The following is a 17358-nucleotide window of genomic DNA, read 5'->3' as shown; positions in this document are numbered from 1 at the left end:
TCACCTGCCCGATTCGACGAACCCGCCATCGGGCGCCGGGTGCGGCACATACCAGCCGAAATACACCTCGGCCTCGACAAGCCGGCCATCGCGCACGCGCAACCGTTCGGCATTGCGGAACCGCCTGTCGGCGGTCGTCACGGCTTCGTACACGACGTACACGTATTCGCCGTGCACAGCGACGTCGACGAACTCGAAAGCGGCGAGTATCGCGCTGTTCGGCCAGCAACGTGCGAGATACGCATCGCGATCGAGCCGGTTGTCGAGCGGGCTCGTGAAATGGAAATCCGGCGCGATCAGCGCTTCGATCGCGTCGCGGTCCTTGTCGACATACGCGCGATAGCTGGCGCGCGCAACATCGCCTGGATCCTGAAGCATCGTCGTCCCTCCCGGAAGGATCGGCGCGAGCCCGGCTCGCGCTGACGAAGATATTCCGGCGGAATGCGCGCGATGTCATCCAAGCAAACCCGTATCGGGGTCGTTGCCGCCGCAACGCACCCCCGGCGCGGGCGCGGGGACGGATGCCGAATACCCGGGCACGACGACGATCGTCGCGCCGTTGCGCGCCGCGTGCGTGCCGCCGATATGCCCCCCCATCTTCTCGCAGCACCGCCAAAAACCGCCTATCGTGAATAAGGCGCTCCGTTCGCCGCCATTCGCCCCGCCGCGGCTCGCGCGGGCCGGCAGCGACGGCGCCGTGCTCCGGCACCATTCATCGCGATTCCGGCGCACGCTCGCCCGTGCACGCAATCGCGGCCGCCCACCGGATTATCAGGAGGCACTCATGAAAGCCGCGCTGCTCGTCAGCTCCGCCCTGCTCGCCATTGCGTCAGCTTCGGCCACGGCCCAGGGTTCCATCACGAAGGAAGAAAACGGCGCACTCGTCGCCGCGAACGGGATGACCGTCTACTCGTTCGACAAGGACAAGCCCAACGCCGGCACCAGCGCCTGTTCGGGCCCATGCGAAACCCTCTGGCCGCCGTACAAGGCCAGCGCGACCGACGTACCGGTCGGCCCCTACACGATCGTCAAGCGCGACGACGGCAGCCCGCAATGGGCATACAAGGGCAAGCCGCTGTACTTCTACTCGAAGGACATGAAACAGGGCGAACGCAACGGCGACAACTTCAAGAACGTGTGGCACGTGGTCGCGCCTTGAGCCGGCTTGCGCCGCGTTCCGCGCGTTTCGCCGGGACGTGAAAAAGCCCGCCGCCGATCGTCGATCGGGGCGGGCTTTTGCGGCTTTGCACGTCGCGCCGGCTGCATGCGGCCGGCGCGCGCGTCAACTCAGCGGTTCGACGGGAAGCTGAACACGGTCCCTTCGCGCACGCCGGCCGACGGCCAGCGCTGCGTGATCGTCTTGCGCTTCGTGTAGAACCGCACCGCATCCGGACCGTACGCGTGCAGATCGCCGAACAGCGAACGCTTCCAGCCGCCGAACGAGTGATACGCGACCGGCACCGGCAGCGGCACGTTGATGCCGACCATGCCGATCTGGATGTTGTCGCTGAAGTAGCGCGCGGCCTCGCCGTCGCGCGTGAACAGGCACGTGCCGTTGCCATATTCGTGCGCGTCGATCAGCGCCATCGCGTCGTCGAGCGACTTCACGCGGATCACGCCGAGCACCGGCCCGAAGATCTCGTGCTGATAGATCGGCATGCCGGGTTTCACGTTGTCGAACAGGCACGGACCGAGGTAGTAGCCGCCATCGTGGCCGTCGACCTTCACGCCGCGGCCGTCGACGACGAGCGTCGCGCCCGCTGCCACGCCCGCTTCGACGAAACCCGTCACCTTCTCGAAATGCTGCTGCGTGACGAGCGGGCCCATGTCGACGCCCGCGCCGTTGCCCGGGCCGACCTTCATCTTCTCGATCTCGGCCTTCAGCCCCGCGACGACCTGGTTGCCCGTTTCGTCGCCGATCGCGACGACGAGCGGAATCGCCATGCAGCGCTCGCCGCACGAGCCGTACGCGGCGCCCATCAGCGCGTTCACCGCGTTGGGGATATCGGCATCCGGCATCACGACCGCGAAGTTCTTCGCGCCGCCGAGCGCCTGCACGCGCTTGCCGTGCGCGCAGCCGGTCGAGTAGATGGTTTCGGCGATCGGCGTCGAGCCGACGAAGCTCACGGCCTTCACGCGCGGATCGGTCAGGATCGTGTCGACCGCTTCCTTGTCGCCGTTCACGACGTTCAGCACGCCCGGCGGCAGGCCGGCTTCGAGTGCGAGCTCGGCCATGCGCAGCGTCGACGACGGCGTACGCTCGGACGGCTTCAGCACGAACGTGTTGCCGCACGCGACGGCCATCGGCCACATCCACAGCGGCACCATCACCGGGAAGTTGAACGGCGTGATACCGGCGGCCACGCCGAGCGCCTGGAACTCGCTCCACGAATCGATCGCGGGGCCGACGTTCTTGCTGTGCTCGCCCTTCAGCAGTTCGGGCACATAGGACGCGTATTCGACGTTCTCGATCCCGCGCTGCAGTTCGCCCATCGCGTCGGCGAGCACCTTGCCGTGCTCGGCCGTGATCAGCGCGCACAGCTCTTCCGCGTGCTCCTCGAGCAGCGTCTTGAAGCGGCTCATCACGCGGGCGCGCTTCAGCGGCGGAGTGTTGCGCCATGCCGGGAACGCGGCCTGCGCGGACCCGATCGCGGCTTCGACGGTCAGCTTGTCGGCGAGCGCGACGCTCTTGTGCGATTCGCCGGTGGCCGGGTCGAACACCGGCTGGACCCGGCTGCCGCCGTCGACGCGCTTGCCGTCGATCAGGTGGCCGACGGTGGAGGTCACATTGCTGTCGTGTTTCATGTGTCTGACTCTTGCTTGAATTCGGTTATGGCCGGAAGCGAGCGCGGGCTCAATCCACTTCGTTCAGCGCGTCGGACAGCGCGTTCACGAGATTGTCGATCTCGCGCTTCTCGGCGATGAACGGCGGCGCGAGCTGGATCGTGTCGCCGCCGTAGCGCACGTAGAAGCCCTTCGCCCAGCAGCGCATCGCGATCTCGTACGGGCGCCGTGCCGGTTCGCCGGGCAGCGCGGCGATCGTCAGGCCGGCGGCCAGCCCGTAGTTGCGGATGTCCGTGATATGACGCTGGCCCTTCAGCCCGTGCACGGCCGCCTCGAAATGCGGCGCGAGATCGCGCACGCGGGCCACCGCGTCTTCCTTCACCAGCAGGTCGAGCGCCGCGACGCCGGCCGCGCACGCGACCGGGTGCGCCGAATACGTGTAGCCGTGCGGGAATTCGAGCATGTACTCGGGACCGCCCGCGGCCATGAACGTGTCGTAGATTTCCTTCGTCGCGATCACGCCGCCGAGCGGCTGCACGCCGTTCGTCACCTGCTTCGCGAAGTTCATGATGTCCGGCACCACGCCGAAGGCATCGGCGCCCGTCATCGCGCCTGCCCGGCCGAAGCCCGTGATGACCTCGTCGAAGATCAGCAGGATGTCGTGCGCGGTACAGATGTCGCGCAGGCGCTTCAGATAGCCCTTCGGCGGCACGACCACGCCCGCCGAACCGGAGAACGGTTCGACGATCACGGCCGCGATGTTCGACGCGTCGTGCAGCGCGATCAACTCGAGCAGGCGGTCGGCCAACTCGGCGCCGTGTTCGGGCATCCCTCGCGAGAACTTGTTCTCGGCCAGTTGCGTATGCGGCAGGAAATCGGCGTCGAGGCCCTGGCCGAACAGCTTGCGGTTCGGCCCGATCCCGCCGACCGAGATACCGCCGAAGTTCACGCCGTGATAACCCTTCTCGCGGCCGATCAGGCGCGTCTTCGTGCCCTTGCCCTTCGCGCGCCAGTACGCACGGGCCAGCTTCAGCGACGTGTCGGCCGCTTCCGAGCCCGACCCCGTGAAGAACACGTAGTCGAGGCCGGCCGGCGTCAGCTCCTTGATCTTGTTGGCGAGCTCGAACGATTTCGGATGGCCGAACTGGAAGGCCGGCGCGTAGTCGAGCTGCGCGACCTGGCGGCTCACCGCTTCGACGATTTCCGTGCGGCCGTGACCGAGGCCCGTGCACCAGAGGCCCGACAGGCCGTCGAAGATCTTGCGCCCTTCGCCATCGGTGTAATACGCGCCCTTGCCCGACACAATCAGGCGCGGATCGGCCTTGAACTGGCGGTTGGCGGTGAACGGCATCCAGTGCGCGTCGAGCCAGGCGGCGTCGGTGCGGAGGTTGGTTTCGTCGTGCTGCGCGGTGGTGATGTCGGTCATGTCGGTCGGCGCGGCGCGCCCCTCCTTCTCGTATTGATATTGCGCATTGTCGGGACGCCAATTAGTCTTTTGAATATCGCAATATCAATGTTCACTTGCGCAACTATGCAAGCAAAGAAACCGAAGAGCCGCGCGTTGCTCGGGCAGCTCAGCGACATGGATCTCCGCCTGCTGCGGGTCTTCAAGGGCGTCGTGCAGTGCGGCGGGATGGCGGCGGCCGAACTGGAACTGAATATCGGCATCTCGACGATCAGCCGGCACGTGAAGGATCTCGAAACGCGGCTCGGCCTCGTGCTGTGCCGGCGCGGCCGCGCGGGCTTCACGCTGACGCCCGAGGGGCAGACGGTGTACGAGGAAACGCTGCGGCTGCTCGCGTCGATGGAGGCATTTCGCAGCAGAATCGACGGGATTCACGACAAGATGGGCGGAGAACTGCACATCGCGGTGTTCGACAAGACGGCGACCAACCCGCATGCGCGCCTGGGCGACGCGATCCGCCAGTTCGCGGACGAGGCGCCCGACGTCGCGCTGAACCTGCACGTCGCGTCGATCAACGAGGTCGAACGCGGGGTGATCGACGGCAGCTACCACGTCGGGATCATTCCCGCGCACCGCAACTCCGGCAGCCTCGTGTATTCGGCGCTGTTCGACGAACGGATGCTGCTGTACTGCGGCCGCCAGCATCCGCTGTTCGACGCGCCGCACGGCAAGCTCACGTGGACGACGATCCGCCACCACGCGTTCGCGGGGCTCGGTTTCCATTCGCCGAACATGGAGCTGAGCCATCGCGCGAAGCTCACGCGCAGCGCGACCGCGTCGGACCAGGAATCGATTGCAACGCTGATCCTGTCGGGCCGCTATCTGGGCTTCCTGCCCGATCACTACGCGGAAAGTTTCGACAACAAGGGGCTGATGCAGCCGATCGCGCCGCACCGGTTCAATTACCGGTGCCGGTTCGTGAGCCTGCTGCGACGCTCGCCGCAGCCGTCGCGGGCGGCGCTGCTGTTCCAGACGTGCCTCGAAGCCGCGCATGCGGCGGTGTTGCCGGCGGCGTAGCGGCGGCTTCGTTCAGGCCCCATCGTCGGCCGCGCGCGGCTGCGCGCGCTCGCGCGTGACGAAATGGGTCGCGACGAGCGCCGCGGCAAAGCCCGACGCCGCACCGAGGCCGAGCGCCCAACGCGGGCCGAGATGGTTCGCGACCCAGCCGGCCACCGGCGCGCCGATCGGCGTGCCGCCCAATGCGACCGCGAGGCGCAGCGCCATCACGCGGCCGCGCATCGCCGGCTCGGTGGAGAGCTGCATCAGGCTGTTCGTGGAATTCATGAAGGTGATCGCGGCGATGCCGGTCAGCACCAGTGCGGCCGCGAACGACCAGTAGCCGGGCGCCAGCGCGGCGAACGTGCAGCCGAGCCCGAACAGCGCCGCGCCGATCCACAGATGACGAAACCGCGGCTGCTCGCGGCGCGCGGCGAGCAGCGCGCCCGAGATCGTGCCGACCGCCATCATCGACGACAGGAAGCCGAACCCGCGCGCATCGACGTGAAACACGCTGGCGGCCATCGTCGAAATGAACAGCGGGAAATTGAGCCCGAACGTGCCGATCAGGAACAGCATCACGAGGATCGCCGTCAGGTCCGGGCGATGCCATACGTAGCGGAACCCGTCGAGCAGGCTGCCGCGCGAGCGGCCTGCCCGCACGTTCGCGCGCAATTCGTCTTCCCGAAGCCGCGACAGCGACGCCAGCACCGCAAAGAAGCTGAGCCCGTTCGCGAGAAACGCCCAGCCGGTGCCGACCGATGCGATCAGGAAGCCGGCCGCCGCCGGGCCGACCATCCGCGCGGCGTTGAACGACGTCGAATTGAGCGCGACCGCGTTCGCGAGTTCGCGGTCGCCGACCAGTTCCGCAACGAAGGTCTGCCGCACCGGCGCGTCGAACGCCGACGCGCAGCCGAACAGGAACGCGAACACGTAAACGTGCTCGAGCCGCACGGCGCCGGTGACCGTCAGCACGCCGAGCACGAGCGCCAGCGCGCCCATCAGCGCCTGCGTCGCCATCAGCAGCTTGCGCTGGTCGAAGCGGTCGGCCGCGTAGCCGGTCCACGGCAACAGCAGCAGTTGCGGGCCGAACTGCAGCGCCATCACCGTGCCGACCGCCGATGCGTCGTGATGCGTGAGCTGCGTGAGGACGAGCCAGTCCTGCGCGGTGCGCTGGATCCACGTGCCGATGTTCGACACCAGCGAGCCGATCGCCCACACGCGATAGTTGAAGCTGCGAAGCGAGCGGAACACGCCCGCGGCCGGCACGCTCATCGCCGCTCCCGGTCGGACGCGTTGCCGCCGTGCAGTTCGCCGAAATGGCGCGCAAGGAACAGCCCCAGCACGAGGATGCCGAGGCCGAACGCCGCCGCGTCGGCCGTGATCTTCAGGTCGAAATCGCCGGCCCGGCGCACGAGCGCATAAGCAATGACGAGGTTCACGACGCCCCACACCACGTTCACGGTCGACGACGACAGTCCGCGCCCGGGCGGATGTGCGAACGGTGTCTGGAACGGCTCGCCGCGCAGCCCGCTGACGAGATGCGGCACGGCATTCGCGAGAAACGCGCCGCCGAAGAAGTACGACACGAGATGCAGGAAGTTCATGGGCGAGCCATCCTTTCAGCGAGCGGGTCGATACGGTTTACGAACGCGCCGGGTCCTGGAATTCGGCGAGCCGCTGCAGCAGCTTCACGGCCGCCGCGAGCTCAGCCTGTTCCGCCGCCGACAGTTGCGCGTGCAGCGCGCGGAACAGCCAGTCGTCCTTGGCCGCGCGGTTCGCTTGCAGCACCTTGCGGAAACCGGGCGTGAGCGCGATCAGCGTCTGCCGGCCGTCGGTCGGATCGGGCGCGCCGGCGACCGCGCCGAGCGCCTCCAGCGTCGCGACCGTCACGCGCATCGACTGCGGGCGCACGCTTTCGGCGCGTGCAAGCGCCGATACGGTCGCCGGGCCGTCGCGATCGAGCCGCAGCAATACCGATTTCTGCGACGACGTGAGGTCGTTCGGATGGGTCTGCTCCCGCATCCGCCGCATCAGCTTGCCGACCGAGATGCGGAGGTCGCCGGCGAGACCGGCCAGGGGGAGCGTGTCGGGGGGAGACGATGGCGAGTTCATGGATTCAAGATAGCACATCGACAGTCAAACTGTACAGTTTGACTGTATATTTCATCGTGCAAGGAGCCGGCTGTCGCCCCCGTTTTCGGCACGCGGTCGTGTCCCGTTCGGCCGCGCGATCCGCCTCTGCGATAATGCGGGCTTCCCGTTTCCACCCCGCCTTCCGCCATGACGCAGCCGTCCGCCCCGCTCTCCACCGACCTGCCGCCGATCTCGTGCCTGCCCGGCGACGCGCTGCCGTGGCTGCCGATGAGCGCCGACCTGCCGGGGCTCGCGATCAAGTACCTGCACATCAACGCGGCCGAGGACACGCTCACCGCGCTGCTGAAGATGCAGGCCGGCGGCAGGCTGCCGCGCCATCGTCACGACGGCGAGGTGTTCGTCCATACGCTGCAGGGTGCGTGGCGCTACCGCGAATACGACTGGGTCGCGCACGCCGGTTCGACGGTGCTCGAACCGGCCGGCTCGGTGCATACGCCGGAAACGCTCGGCGCGCCGGGCGAGGACGTGATCACGCTGAACGTGATGCGCGGCGACCTCGTGCTGCTCGACGACGACGGCCGCGAAACGGCGCGCGAGAACTGCCGCGTCGCGCTGCTGCGCCAGCGCAAGCATGCGCGTACGGCGCCGGATGCGGCCACGGCGTTCGTTACGCGGTAAGACTCGAGATAGGCGTCGGCGCGATCCGCGCGATGCGGCCGCACCCGGTTGCCAGGATGGCCACCGGCGTACTTCGCACGCGTCGCCGACCGCCCCGCTCGTTATCGAAAACGCCTGAAAAACCGCCGAATATCGTCGGCCAGCAAATCCGGCTCCTCCATCGCCGCGAAATGGCCGCCGCTCGGCATGTCGGTCCACTGCACCACGTCGAATACGCGTTCGAGCCAACTGCGCGGCGGGCGGCTGATTTCCCTCGGGAAGCGCGCGAAACCGACGGGCACCGCCAGGCGTTGCCCGGGGGTAAACCGCATCGGCTGCAGCCGGTTCTCCCAATACATCTGCATCGACGAGCCAATGCAGCCGGTGAACCAGTAGAGCGAGATGCCGGTCAACAGCGTGTCGTACGAAAACCGCCGCGCGACGTCGCCGTCGCAATCGCTCCACGCACGGAATTTCTCGGCGATCCACGCGGCCAGCCCGAGCGGCGAATCGTTGAGCGCGACGGCCAGCGTCCGCGGCTTCGTCATGTGGACGTGCGCGTACCCGCCTTCCAGCGCCGCCCAGTCGCCGCGCTGCTTCAGGAACGCCTGTTCGTCGTCGGTCAGCGGCCGCGCCGCGTCGATCGGCGGTTCGTAGCTGCCGGGCAGATAGTTCAGATGGATGCCGTCGACCACGCCCTCGTGCCGCGCGCCGAGCGCGACCGACACGCCCGCGCCCAGGTCGCCGCCCTGCGCGCCGAAGCGTCGGTAGCCGAGGCCGGCCATCAATTCCGCCCAGCAGTCGGCGACCTGGAGCGCCGATGTACCGGGCACCGCAGGCGCCGGAGAAAACAGGAAGCCTGGTAGCGACGGCGCGACGATGTCGAATGCGTCGTCCGGATCGCCGCCGAACGCGGCCGGATCGCACAGGCGATCGATCAACGCATGGAATTCGAATACGGAACCGGGCCAGCCGTGCGTGACGACGAGCGGATAGGGTTTCGGGCCTGTGCCGCGCCGATGCACGAAGTGCACGCGCCGGCCGCCGACGTCCGCGACGAACTGCGGCAGCCGATTCAGCGCGCGTTCCGCCGCGCGCCAATCGAAGCCGTCGGCCCAGTACGCGGCCAGCTCATGCAGCCACGCGCCGTCTACACCCTGCTGCCACGGCTCGGCAGGCGCCAGGTTCGGCGGGCGGGTGTCGTGCAGACGTCGACGCAGGTCGTCAAGTGCTTGATCGGGTATCGCAATGTCGAACGGCTCGGCGTGCATCGTGTCTCCTCGCGAAACATGTCGACGGGATTCTGCGCGATTTTCCCGACCGGTGCTGGCGGCGTACGGCTGCGCCCGTCAGCCCGCTTCCCGCTCGCCCGCCCGCGCATCGCGCCGCAGCGCCTGCGGCGGCACGCCGAACCCGCGCACGAACGCGTCGCGCATGTGCCGGCGGTCGCGAAAACCGTTCTCCTTCGCGATCACGTCCAGCGGATGGCGGCTCTGTTCGATCATCAGCCGCGCCGATTCGAGCCGCAGCCGCTCGATCGCCTTCGCCGGCGACTGCCCGGTTTCGAGCGTGAACACGCGGCTGAACTGGCGCGGGCTCAGGTGCACGGCCTCGGCCAGCTCCTCGACGGTCAGTGCGCGGCCGAGATTCTGCCGCGCGTAGTTGAGCGCGTTCTGGATCCGGTCGGATTTCGGCGCCAGCTCGAGCATTTCCGAATGCTGCGACTGGCCGCCGGCCCGGCGCTGATGCATCACCAGCTTGTGCGCGACCGAGCGCGCGGCGTCGGCGCCGAGGTCCTTTTCCACCATCGCGAGCGCGAGATCGAGGCCGGCCGTCATCCCGGCCGACGTCCAGATCGGGCCGTCGACGATGAAGATCCGGTCGTCCTCGACGCGAATCTCCGGGTAGTGCCGCTGCATGTCGCGGCCGAACGCCCAGTGCGTGGTCGCGCGGCGCTGCGCGAGCAGCCCGGCCTCGGCCAGCACGAACGCGCCCGTGCAGATGCCGGCGATCCGCCGCGCCTGCCCGTTCGCGCGGCGCAGGTAAGCAACGACGCCGGCCGGCGCCGGCGAGGCGAGCGGATCGTTGACGCCCGCGACGATCCACGTGTCGACGCCGAGCCGCCCGCGCAGCGCGCGCGTGGCGACCGGCAGCCCGAGCGACGAGCGCACGTCGCCGCCGTCGACCGAATAGCTGTCCATCGCGTAGAACGGCGCGTCCATCCCCATGTTCGCGTACTCGAACACCGACTGCGCGGCGAGCGCCATGATCTGAAAGCCGTCGCTGATCAGAAAGCCGATTCGGTGCATCCGCGTTCTCCGGTTTCGTGCCGATTGGCCCCGATGTCCGAAATCATACCCATCTACGTCATTTGTGTCGCCGCGCTTCGAGGCCAGAATGCGTTCACGCCATCCGGCCATTCTCATCAAAACGGAGTACATCATGACGCAAGCACATCGCGGTACCGCTGTCATTACCGGCGCGTCGTCGGGCATCGGCGCCGTCTACGCGGACCGCCTCGCGCGCCGCGGCTACGACCTGATCCTGGTCGCGCGCAACCGCGACCGGCTGAGCGCCCTCGCCGAGCGCATCACGAACGACACGCAGCGCAGCGTCGAGATCGTCGACGCGGACCTCAACGACCGCGCGGCGCTCGCCGCCGTCGAAGCGAAGCTGAAACAGGACGCGAGCATCACGCTGCTCGTGAACAACGCGGGCATCGGCACGCATGCGCCGCTGCTCGACAGCGACGTCGACGCGATGACGCGGATGATCGACCTGAACGTGACCGCGCTCACGCGGCTGACCTATGCGGCCGTGCCCGGCTTCGTCGCGCGCGGCCGCGGCGCGGTGATCAACATTTCGTCGATCGTCGCGATCTCGCCGGAAACGCTGAACGGCGTGTACGGCGGCAGCAAGGCGTTCGTGCTCGCGTTCAGCCAGTCGCTGCATCACGAGCTCGCCGACAAGGGCGTGCAGGTGCAGGCCGTGCTGCCCGGCGCGACGGCCACCGATTTCTGGCAGACGGGCGGCCTGCCGCTGGAGCACCTGCCGAAGGAAATCGTGATGACGGCGCCGGACATGGTCGATGCGGCGCTGGTCGGATTCGATCGCGGCGAGCTCGTGACGATCCCTTCGCTGCATGCGGGTGACGAATGGGACGCGTACGAGGCCGCGCGCCGCACGATGGCGCCGCATTTGTCGGCCGATACGCCGGCCCCGCGCTACACTGCGGCTCGCTAGGTGTCGGCCGGGCCTGCGCCGCGCGGCGTGGCGCGCACGCCAAGCAGCATCGCGACCGCGCACGCGGCCAGCAATCCGGCGATCATCAGCATCGCCGCATCCATGCTGCCGGTGCGCGTGCGGATCACGCCGACGATCCACGGCGTGATCATCCCGCTCGATACGCCGATGCTGCTGATCAGCGCGATCCCGCCCGCTGCGCCGGCCCCCGCGAAATACGCGGACGGCACGGCCCAGAACACCGGATGCGCGGCGAAGATCAGCATCGCCGCGATCGACAGCAACGCGATCATCGCGACGATGCTCGGCAGGTGCAGCGTCAGCAACGCGAGCGCCACCGCGCCGCCGAACGCGCACGCGGCGAAATGCCGGCGGCGTTCGCGCTTGCGGTCCGAGCGCCGCGCGATCGCGATCAGGCCTGCCGCGCCTATCGCGTTCGGCACGATCGACAGCAGGCTGACGTGCACGACGTCGTGAATGCCGAATTCGCGAATCATCAGCGGCATCCAGAACAGCAGCATCAGCAACGCGGTCGTCAGCGAGAAATAGATGAACGCGAACAGGTAGGTACGCGGCTCGGCCAATACCCGCCGCAGCGAAGCAGCCGCGTGCGCGGGCGCATCGGCGCAATCGGCGGCCAGGTCGGCCGCGAGCCGTTGCCGGTCGTCGTCGGACAGCCAGCGCGCGTGTTCGGGGCGGTCGCACAGCCAGAACCATGCGATCGCGCCGAGCAGGATCGCGGGCGCGCCCTCGATCGCGAACATCCATTGCCAGCCGTGCAGCCCGAGCACGCCGGACATCCCGCGCATCAGCCAGCCCGACAGCAGCCCGCCGATCATGCCGGCCACCGCGACGCCCGCATAGAAGATCGACAGCACCGACGCGCGCCGGCGCGCCGGATACCAGTACGTCAGATAGAACACCACCCCGGGGAAGAAACCGGCTTCGAACAGCCCGAGCAGGAACCGCAGCACGTAGAACTGCTTCGCGCTGTCGACGGTGATCATCGCGACCGACACCGCACCCCACAGGACCATGATCCGCGCGAACGTGCGTCTTGCGCCGAAGCGGCGCAGCAGCGCGTTGCTCGGCACCTCGAACAGCACGTAGCCGACAAAGAACAGTACCGCGCCGAGGCTGTACATCGCATCGGTCAGGCCGAGATCCTGCCGCATCTGCAACTGCGCGAAGCCGATGTTGCTGCGATCGAGAATCGACACGATGTAACAGACGAACAGGAACGGCACGATCCGGATGCCGATGCGGCGGTACAGCGCGTCGTTGCCGGGCGCGGCGGAACCGGACGCAGCCGCGTGCGCGGCGTCCGCTTGCAGGGGGATGGACATCGATCGTCTCCTCGATGGATGCGAATACGGGCCGGGCGGGAACCGCGACGCCAGTCGCCGCCGCCCGCCGACGGCGACCGGCCGAAGCCGACGTTCAGCCGCGCCGCACGGATTCTCCCTTGACGCCCACCATCAGCGCCACGCCGCTCGCGACCAGCAGCGCGGCGAGCAGGTACACGGCGAGATCCATGCTGCCCGTGCGCGTGCGGATCATCCCGATCACCCACGGGCTGACGATGCCGCTCGTGATCCCGATGCTGCTGATCAGCGCGATCCCGGCCGCGGCCGCATTGCCGGACAGGTAGCGGGTCGGCACGGCCCAGAAGATCGGCAGCGCGGCAAAGATCAGCGTCGCCGCGACCGACAGGCACGCGAGCATCGCCGCGAAGCTGTGCAGGTGCAGCGTCAGCGCCGCAAGCGCGAGGCCGCCGCCGATCGTGCAGCATGCGAAGTGCTTGCGCCGCTCGCCGGTGCGGTCCGAGCGGCGCGCGATCAGCACCAGCCCCACCGCGCCCACCGCATTCGGCACGACCGTGTAGAGACTCACGGCCACGACGTCGGTCACGCCGAAGTCGCGGATCATCAGCGGCATCCAGAAGTTGAGCGTCAGCGACGCACAGGTCAGCGAGAAATAGATGAACGCGAACAGGTACACGCGCGGGTTCGCGAGCGCGGCCAGCACGCTGCGCCCGTCGTGCGCGCCGCCGTGTGCGCGGCCTTCGGCGCACAGCGCGGCGACGCGCGCCTTTTCGTCGGCCGTGAGCCAGGTCGCGTCCTGCGGCCGGTCGACCAGCAACGTGAACGCGGCGAACGCGAGCAGGATCGCCGGCGCGCCTTCGATCGCGAACATCCACTGCCAGCCGTGCAGGCCGAGCACGCCGCTCATGTCGCGCATGATCCAGCCGGACAGCAGCCCGCCGAGCACGCCGGCCACCGCGACGCCCGCGAAGAACACGGAGATCGCCGCCGCACGCCGGTTCGCGGGGAACCAGTAGGTCAGGTACAGCACGATGCCGGGGAAGAAGCCGGCCTCGAACACGCCGAGCAGGAAGCGCAGCACGTAGAAATGCGACGGCTGCGACACGAACATCATCCCGGTCGACGCGAGGCCCCACAGCAGCATGATTCGCGTGAACGTGCGGCGTGCGCCGAACCGCGCGAGCAGCATGTTGCTCGGCACTTCGCAAAACACGTAGCCGACGTAGAACACCGCGGCGCCGAGGCCGTACATCGCATCGCTGAAGCCGAGATCGTGCTTCATCTGCAACTGCGCGAAGCCGATGTTGATGCGGTCGAGAAACGACACGACGTAGCAGAGGAACAGGAACGGGACGATCCGCCACGCGATCTTGCGGAACAGCAGCGCATCGCCGAATGCGGATGCGGAAGTCGGCGCCGAAGCGCTCGCGTGCGCGAGCGTCGCTTCGGCGGGAAGCGATTGGGGCATGTCTCTCTCCAAACGGGCCGCGCGATATCGAGCGCGCGGCAGTCTCCGAGGGCGTGCATGCGCCCTGCTTTCTTGTGAGACCGGATACGGCTGCCGGCGCCGCGGCACGATACCGCCGCGAATGCCGCAACCCTCAGTGAAACGGCGAGGCGATCGTCCGAATGCCGCCCCGCCGCGTGCGATTCACTCCTGCAGCGCGGCCCACATGTCCTTGTCGCGCTGCGCGGTCCAGATGCGCGGATGCGCGATGCCGCTCGCTTCGTCGAACGCGCGCGACACGTCGAACGGCAAACAGTGCTCGTAGATGAACACGTGGCCGAACTTCGGGTCCATCGCCTCGCGCGTGAGCGCCATCGCCGCCTTCAGGTCGAGATTGCGCTCGACGGCCTTGCGGCCCTGCGCGAGCAGCGTGGTGACGAAATCCTTCGTGTAGTCGAGGCCCTTGTTCACTTCGGCCGGATTCAGCAGCGCGGGGCCGCGGCCCGGCACGAGCTTCTCGGCGCCGAGCGCGCGCAGCGCCTCGAGCGTGGCCGGCCACTGTTCGAGCTGCGCGTCGCCGCAATAGCAGGCCGCGTCGTATTCGACGAGGTCGCCCGAGAACAGCACCTTCTGCGACGGCAGCCACACGATCGTGTCGCCCTTCGTGTGGCCCGAGCCGACGTGCATGATCTTCACTTCGAGCTTGCCGAGGAACAGCGTGATCTCGCGCTCGAACACGAGCGTCGGCCAGGTCAGCCCCGGCACCGTCTCGACGCCGGCGAACAGGCGCGGGAAGCGCTCGATCTCCGACTTCATGTCCGCCTCGCCGCGCTCCACGATCATCTCGTACGTGCCGCGGCTCGCGATCACGTGCTGCGCGCCTTCGTCGAAGTACGCGGACGCGCCGAGCACGCGCACCGCGTGGTAGTGCGACAGCACCACGTGCTTGATCGGCTTGTCGGTCACGCTGCGGATCTTCGCGATCAGGTCCTGCGCCATTGCGGGCGTCGCGGTCGTGTCGACGATCAGCACGCTGTCGTCGCCGATGATCACGCCCGAGTTCGGGTCGCCTTCGGCGGTGTACGCGTACGCGTTCTCGGACAGCTTCGTCCAGGTGACTTTCTTCTCTTCCAGATCGGCTTGGGAGGCGAATGCTTTGGCCATTGTGCGTTCCGTGGCTGCGAGCCATGTGTTGAGGGGAATGAGCGGATCATCGGCTTGCGTCGAATATTTGTCAATGGCAAACGAGCTTGCTATTGTCTAATACGGGTAAACCTGCGGGCTGGCGCTGAAAACGGCGTCGGATACCATGCGGGGTTTCGTCAACGGAAGAATCATCGCGTGCAGAACCACGAAGTCAGCGCGGACGACGCGCCGCCCAAGGCGCAGCGCGGCATCCAGAGCGTCGAGGTCGGCGGCCGGCTGCTCGACGCGTTCGCGCGCCGGCGCAAGCCGCTCGGGCTGTCGGAACTGGCCGCGGCGGCCGAGCTCTCCACCGCGCAGGCGCACACCTATCTCGTGAGCCTGACGCGGCTCGCGCTGGTGAAGCGCGATGCGATCACCGGCAACTACGAGCCCGGCCCGCTGTCGCTGCGGCTCGGGCTGATGTCGATCGAGCGCCAGCCGGCCTACCGCGCGACGCTGCCGCATGCGGCGCGGCTCGCGGAAACGGTCGGCCTGAGCGTCGCGCTGTCGGTGCCGGGCGTGCTCGGCCCGACGATCGTGCGCATCGAGCACGGCGGCTATCCGCTGCACATGAACCTGCACGTCGGTTCGGTGATGTCGCTCGACACCACGGCGACCGGCCGGGTGTTCCGCGCGTTCGGCGACGCCGCGCACATCAACGCGATGGCGGCCAGCCAGGCCGGTGCGGGCGGTACGCTGGCGGGCGCCGAACGCGAGCCGGTCGTGCCGGATGCCGTTGCGCAACACGTCGAACTCGACGCGATCCGCGCGCGCGGCATCGAACGCAGCATCGACCGGCCGAGCCCGGGCGTCAGCGGAATGTGCGTGCCCGTCTTCGACGCGCACGGGCGCCTGCAGCTCGCGTTGACGGTCATCGGTTCGACGGGTTCGATCGATGTCGACTGGAACGGCCCGATCGCCGCGGCGTTGCGCGACGCGGCGCGGCAGGCCACCGCGTCGCTCGGTGCGGTGCGTGCGGAGCCGGCGCCCGCACCGGCGCCGGGCACCGCGCGCGTACCGCCCGCGCTCGCCGACGACGCGAAGGCACAGCGCGGGATCAATGCGCTCGACAGCACCGGCGACCTGCTGCTCGCGCTGGTGTCGGCGGGCCGCGCGCTGCCGCTGCGCGATCTCGCGACGGTGGCCGGCATGCCGGCGGCGAAGGCGTTTCCGCATCTGGTCAGCCTGCAGAAGATCGGCCTGCTGAGCCGCGACGACGCCGGCTGTTTCGACGGCGGCCCGCTCGCGCAGGCGCTCGGCCTGATCGCGATGCAGCGCGTGTCGCCGACGCGCGACGCGGAAGCCGAGATCGTCGCGCTCGCCGGCGCGACCGACATGAGCGTGGCCGCCGCGACGCTCGGGCCGCTCGGGCCGACCGTGATCCGGCTGGAAGAATCGGCGCGGCCGCAGCACGTGAGCCTGCAGGTCGGCACCGTGATGTCCCTCGTCAATACGGCGATCGGTCGGGTTTTCGCGTCCGGCATGTCCGACGACGTGCTGGCCGACCTGCTCGCCGACGAGCCCGTGCGGCTCGCCGGCGCGCGCACCGCGCCGGACGACGCGGCCTTCCGCTCACGGCTCGCGGCGATCCGCGCGGACGAACTCGATTTCGCGTTCGACGCGCCGGTGCCGGGCATCGGCACGATTGCCGCGCCCGTGTTCGATCACACCGGCAGCATCCGGCTCGTGATCGCGATCATCGGCTCGTCGCGCGGCTTCCCGCGCGGGCCGGACAGCGCGCTGGCGCAGACGCTGCGCGCCGCGACGCGACGGCTGTCCTGGCGCTTCGGGTGGATCGGCCGGTAGCCGCGCCCTTTCCCCGACGTACGTACGTTCGACTCCGCTTCTTTCTGCCCGCGAGGCCGCGCCGGCACGGCGTCGTCACGCCTGACCGACAACCGCGGGCCGCCAATGTTCATGTTGCGCAGCAGCAACATGAATTGTCAGTAATTCTCATATAACGAAATCGCATTTCACAAGGCGGGGCCGTTTCGTTATGATTAGGGTTATCCCTAACTCGCCACCTATATGGGGCTTCGTCATGCAAACGTCTAATGTCTCCGATCGTTCCACCCAATCCACTGGCTGGCTCGCACGTGTTGGCGAGCTGCTGGCGGAAGCCTGGGCACTGCACCTCGAGAACTGCGAAGTCATCGCAG

Annotated in this window: 16 protein-coding genes; 5 read left to right on the top strand and 11 right to left on the bottom strand. The window is 68.3% G+C overall.

Annotated elements, in window-relative coordinates; genetic code table 11:
- Complete coding sequence (locus GJG85_RS18365; RefSeq protein ID WP_050010996.1) at window positions 1-378, bottom strand: nuclear transport factor 2 family protein; 378 nt, start codon at window positions 376-378, stop codon at window positions 1-3.
- A gap of 406 nt (window positions 379-784) precedes the next feature.
- Here GJG85_RS18365 and GJG85_RS18360 point away from each other — a divergent pair, with 406 nt between their 5' ends.
- Entirely contained in the window at window positions 785-1159 is a 375-nt protein-coding gene (locus GJG85_RS18360; RefSeq protein WP_050010995.1) for a hypothetical protein, read from the top strand.
- A 128-nt stretch (window positions 1160-1287) separates the two neighbouring features.
- Here the strand turns inward: GJG85_RS18360 and GJG85_RS18355 are convergent, their stop codons facing one another.
- Window positions 1288-2805, bottom strand: coding sequence for a CoA-acylating methylmalonate-semialdehyde dehydrogenase (locus tag GJG85_RS18355; RefSeq protein ID WP_089489344.1), 1518 nt, complete (start codon window positions 2803-2805; stop codon window positions 1288-1290).
- 49 nt (window positions 2806-2854) lie between these two features.
- Window positions 2855-4210 (bottom strand): aspartate aminotransferase family protein, encoded by a 1356-nt coding sequence (locus GJG85_RS18350; RefSeq protein WP_050010993.1) that lies wholly within the window; start codon window positions 4208-4210, stop codon window positions 2855-2857.
- 105 nt (window positions 4211-4315) lie between these two features.
- On the opposite strand from GJG85_RS18350, the gene GJG85_RS18345 reads away from it, so the two are divergent.
- Complete coding sequence (locus tag GJG85_RS18345; RefSeq protein ID WP_050010992.1) at window positions 4316-5266, top strand: LysR family transcriptional regulator; 951 nt, start codon at window positions 4316-4318, stop codon at window positions 5264-5266.
- Between the two features lie 12 nt (window positions 5267-5278).
- Here the strand turns inward: GJG85_RS18345 and GJG85_RS18340 are convergent, their stop codons facing one another.
- Genes GJG85_RS18340 through GJG85_RS18330 form a run of 3 tightly spaced genes read right to left on the bottom strand, consistent with a single transcriptional unit; the run spans window position 5279 to window position 7360 of the window.
- Entirely contained in the window at window positions 5279-6520 is a 1242-nt protein-coding gene (locus GJG85_RS18340) for an MFS transporter (protein WP_050010991.1), read from the bottom strand.
- A complete protein-coding gene (locus tag GJG85_RS18335) occupies window positions 6517-6852 on the bottom strand; it encodes a hypothetical protein (protein WP_124593337.1) in 336 nt (111 codons plus the stop codon). The genes GJG85_RS18340 and GJG85_RS18335 overlap by 4 nt, the downstream gene beginning before the upstream one ends.
- Before the next feature lie 37 nt (window positions 6853-6889).
- On the bottom strand, window positions 6890-7360 hold the full coding sequence (locus tag GJG85_RS18330; RefSeq protein WP_050010989.1) for a MarR family transcriptional regulator: 471 nt from the start codon (window positions 7358-7360) through the stop codon (window positions 6890-6892).
- Between the two features lie 168 nt (window positions 7361-7528).
- Here GJG85_RS18330 and GJG85_RS18325 point away from each other — a divergent pair, with 168 nt between their 5' ends.
- Window positions 7529-8020: a 2,4'-dihydroxyacetophenone dioxygenase family protein gene (locus tag GJG85_RS18325; RefSeq protein ID WP_089489343.1), complete on the top strand. Its 492-nt coding sequence runs from the start codon at window positions 7529-7531 to the stop codon at window positions 8018-8020.
- A gap of 101 nt (window positions 8021-8121) precedes the next feature.
- Here the strand turns inward: GJG85_RS18325 and GJG85_RS18320 are convergent, their stop codons facing one another.
- Window positions 8122-9270 carry an epoxide hydrolase family protein gene (locus GJG85_RS18320; protein WP_089489342.1) on the bottom strand — a complete coding sequence of 383 codons (1149 nt, stop codon included), beginning with the start codon at window positions 9268-9270 and terminating at the stop codon, window positions 8122-8124.
- Window positions 9271-9348: 78 nt separating this feature from the next.
- Window positions 9349-10308 (bottom strand): GlxA family transcriptional regulator, encoded by a 960-nt coding sequence (locus GJG85_RS18315; protein ID WP_050010986.1) that lies wholly within the window; start codon window positions 10306-10308, stop codon window positions 9349-9351.
- Window positions 10309-10441: 133 nt separating this feature from the next.
- Between GJG85_RS18315 and GJG85_RS18310 the strand changes: the two genes are divergently transcribed.
- Window positions 10442-11242, top strand: a complete 801-nt coding sequence (locus tag GJG85_RS18310; protein WP_050010985.1) for an SDR family oxidoreductase — start codon at window positions 10442-10444, stop codon at window positions 11240-11242.
- Here GJG85_RS18310 and GJG85_RS18305 read toward each other — a convergent pair.
- The 3 genes from GJG85_RS18305 to GJG85_RS18295 all read right to left on the bottom strand — a co-directional run bounded on the left by GJG85_RS18305 (window position 11239) and on the right by GJG85_RS18295 (window position 15178).
- The gene (locus GJG85_RS18305) at window positions 11239-12588 is read right to left on the bottom strand and encodes an MFS transporter (RefSeq protein WP_124630263.1); all 1350 of its coding nucleotides are present in this window, start codon (window positions 12586-12588) and stop codon (window positions 11239-11241) included. The two genes, GJG85_RS18310 and GJG85_RS18305, sit on opposite strands and share 4 nt — an antisense overlap.
- 94 nt (window positions 12589-12682) lie before the next feature.
- Entirely contained in the window at window positions 12683-14035 is a 1353-nt protein-coding gene (locus GJG85_RS18300; RefSeq protein WP_124679545.1) for an MFS transporter, read from the bottom strand.
- A 183-nt stretch (window positions 14036-14218) separates the two neighbouring features.
- Entirely contained in the window at window positions 14219-15178 is a 960-nt protein-coding gene (locus tag GJG85_RS18295) for an MBL fold metallo-hydrolase (RefSeq protein WP_050010982.1), read from the bottom strand.
- A gap of 177 nt (window positions 15179-15355) precedes the next feature.
- Between GJG85_RS18295 and GJG85_RS18290 the strand changes: the two genes are divergently transcribed.
- Window positions 15356-17005: an IclR family transcriptional regulator C-terminal domain-containing protein gene (locus GJG85_RS18290; RefSeq protein ID WP_204384253.1), complete on the top strand. Its 1650-nt coding sequence runs from the start codon at window positions 15356-15358 to the stop codon at window positions 17003-17005.
- Window positions 17006-17358: the final 353 nt, after the last annotated feature.

The organism is Burkholderia sp. MS389, assembly GCF_016899425.1.
Taxonomy (GTDB): Bacteria; Pseudomonadota; Gammaproteobacteria; order Burkholderiales; family Burkholderiaceae; genus Burkholderia; species Burkholderia sola.
This window is presented reverse-complemented; position numbering and strand designations above follow the sequence as displayed.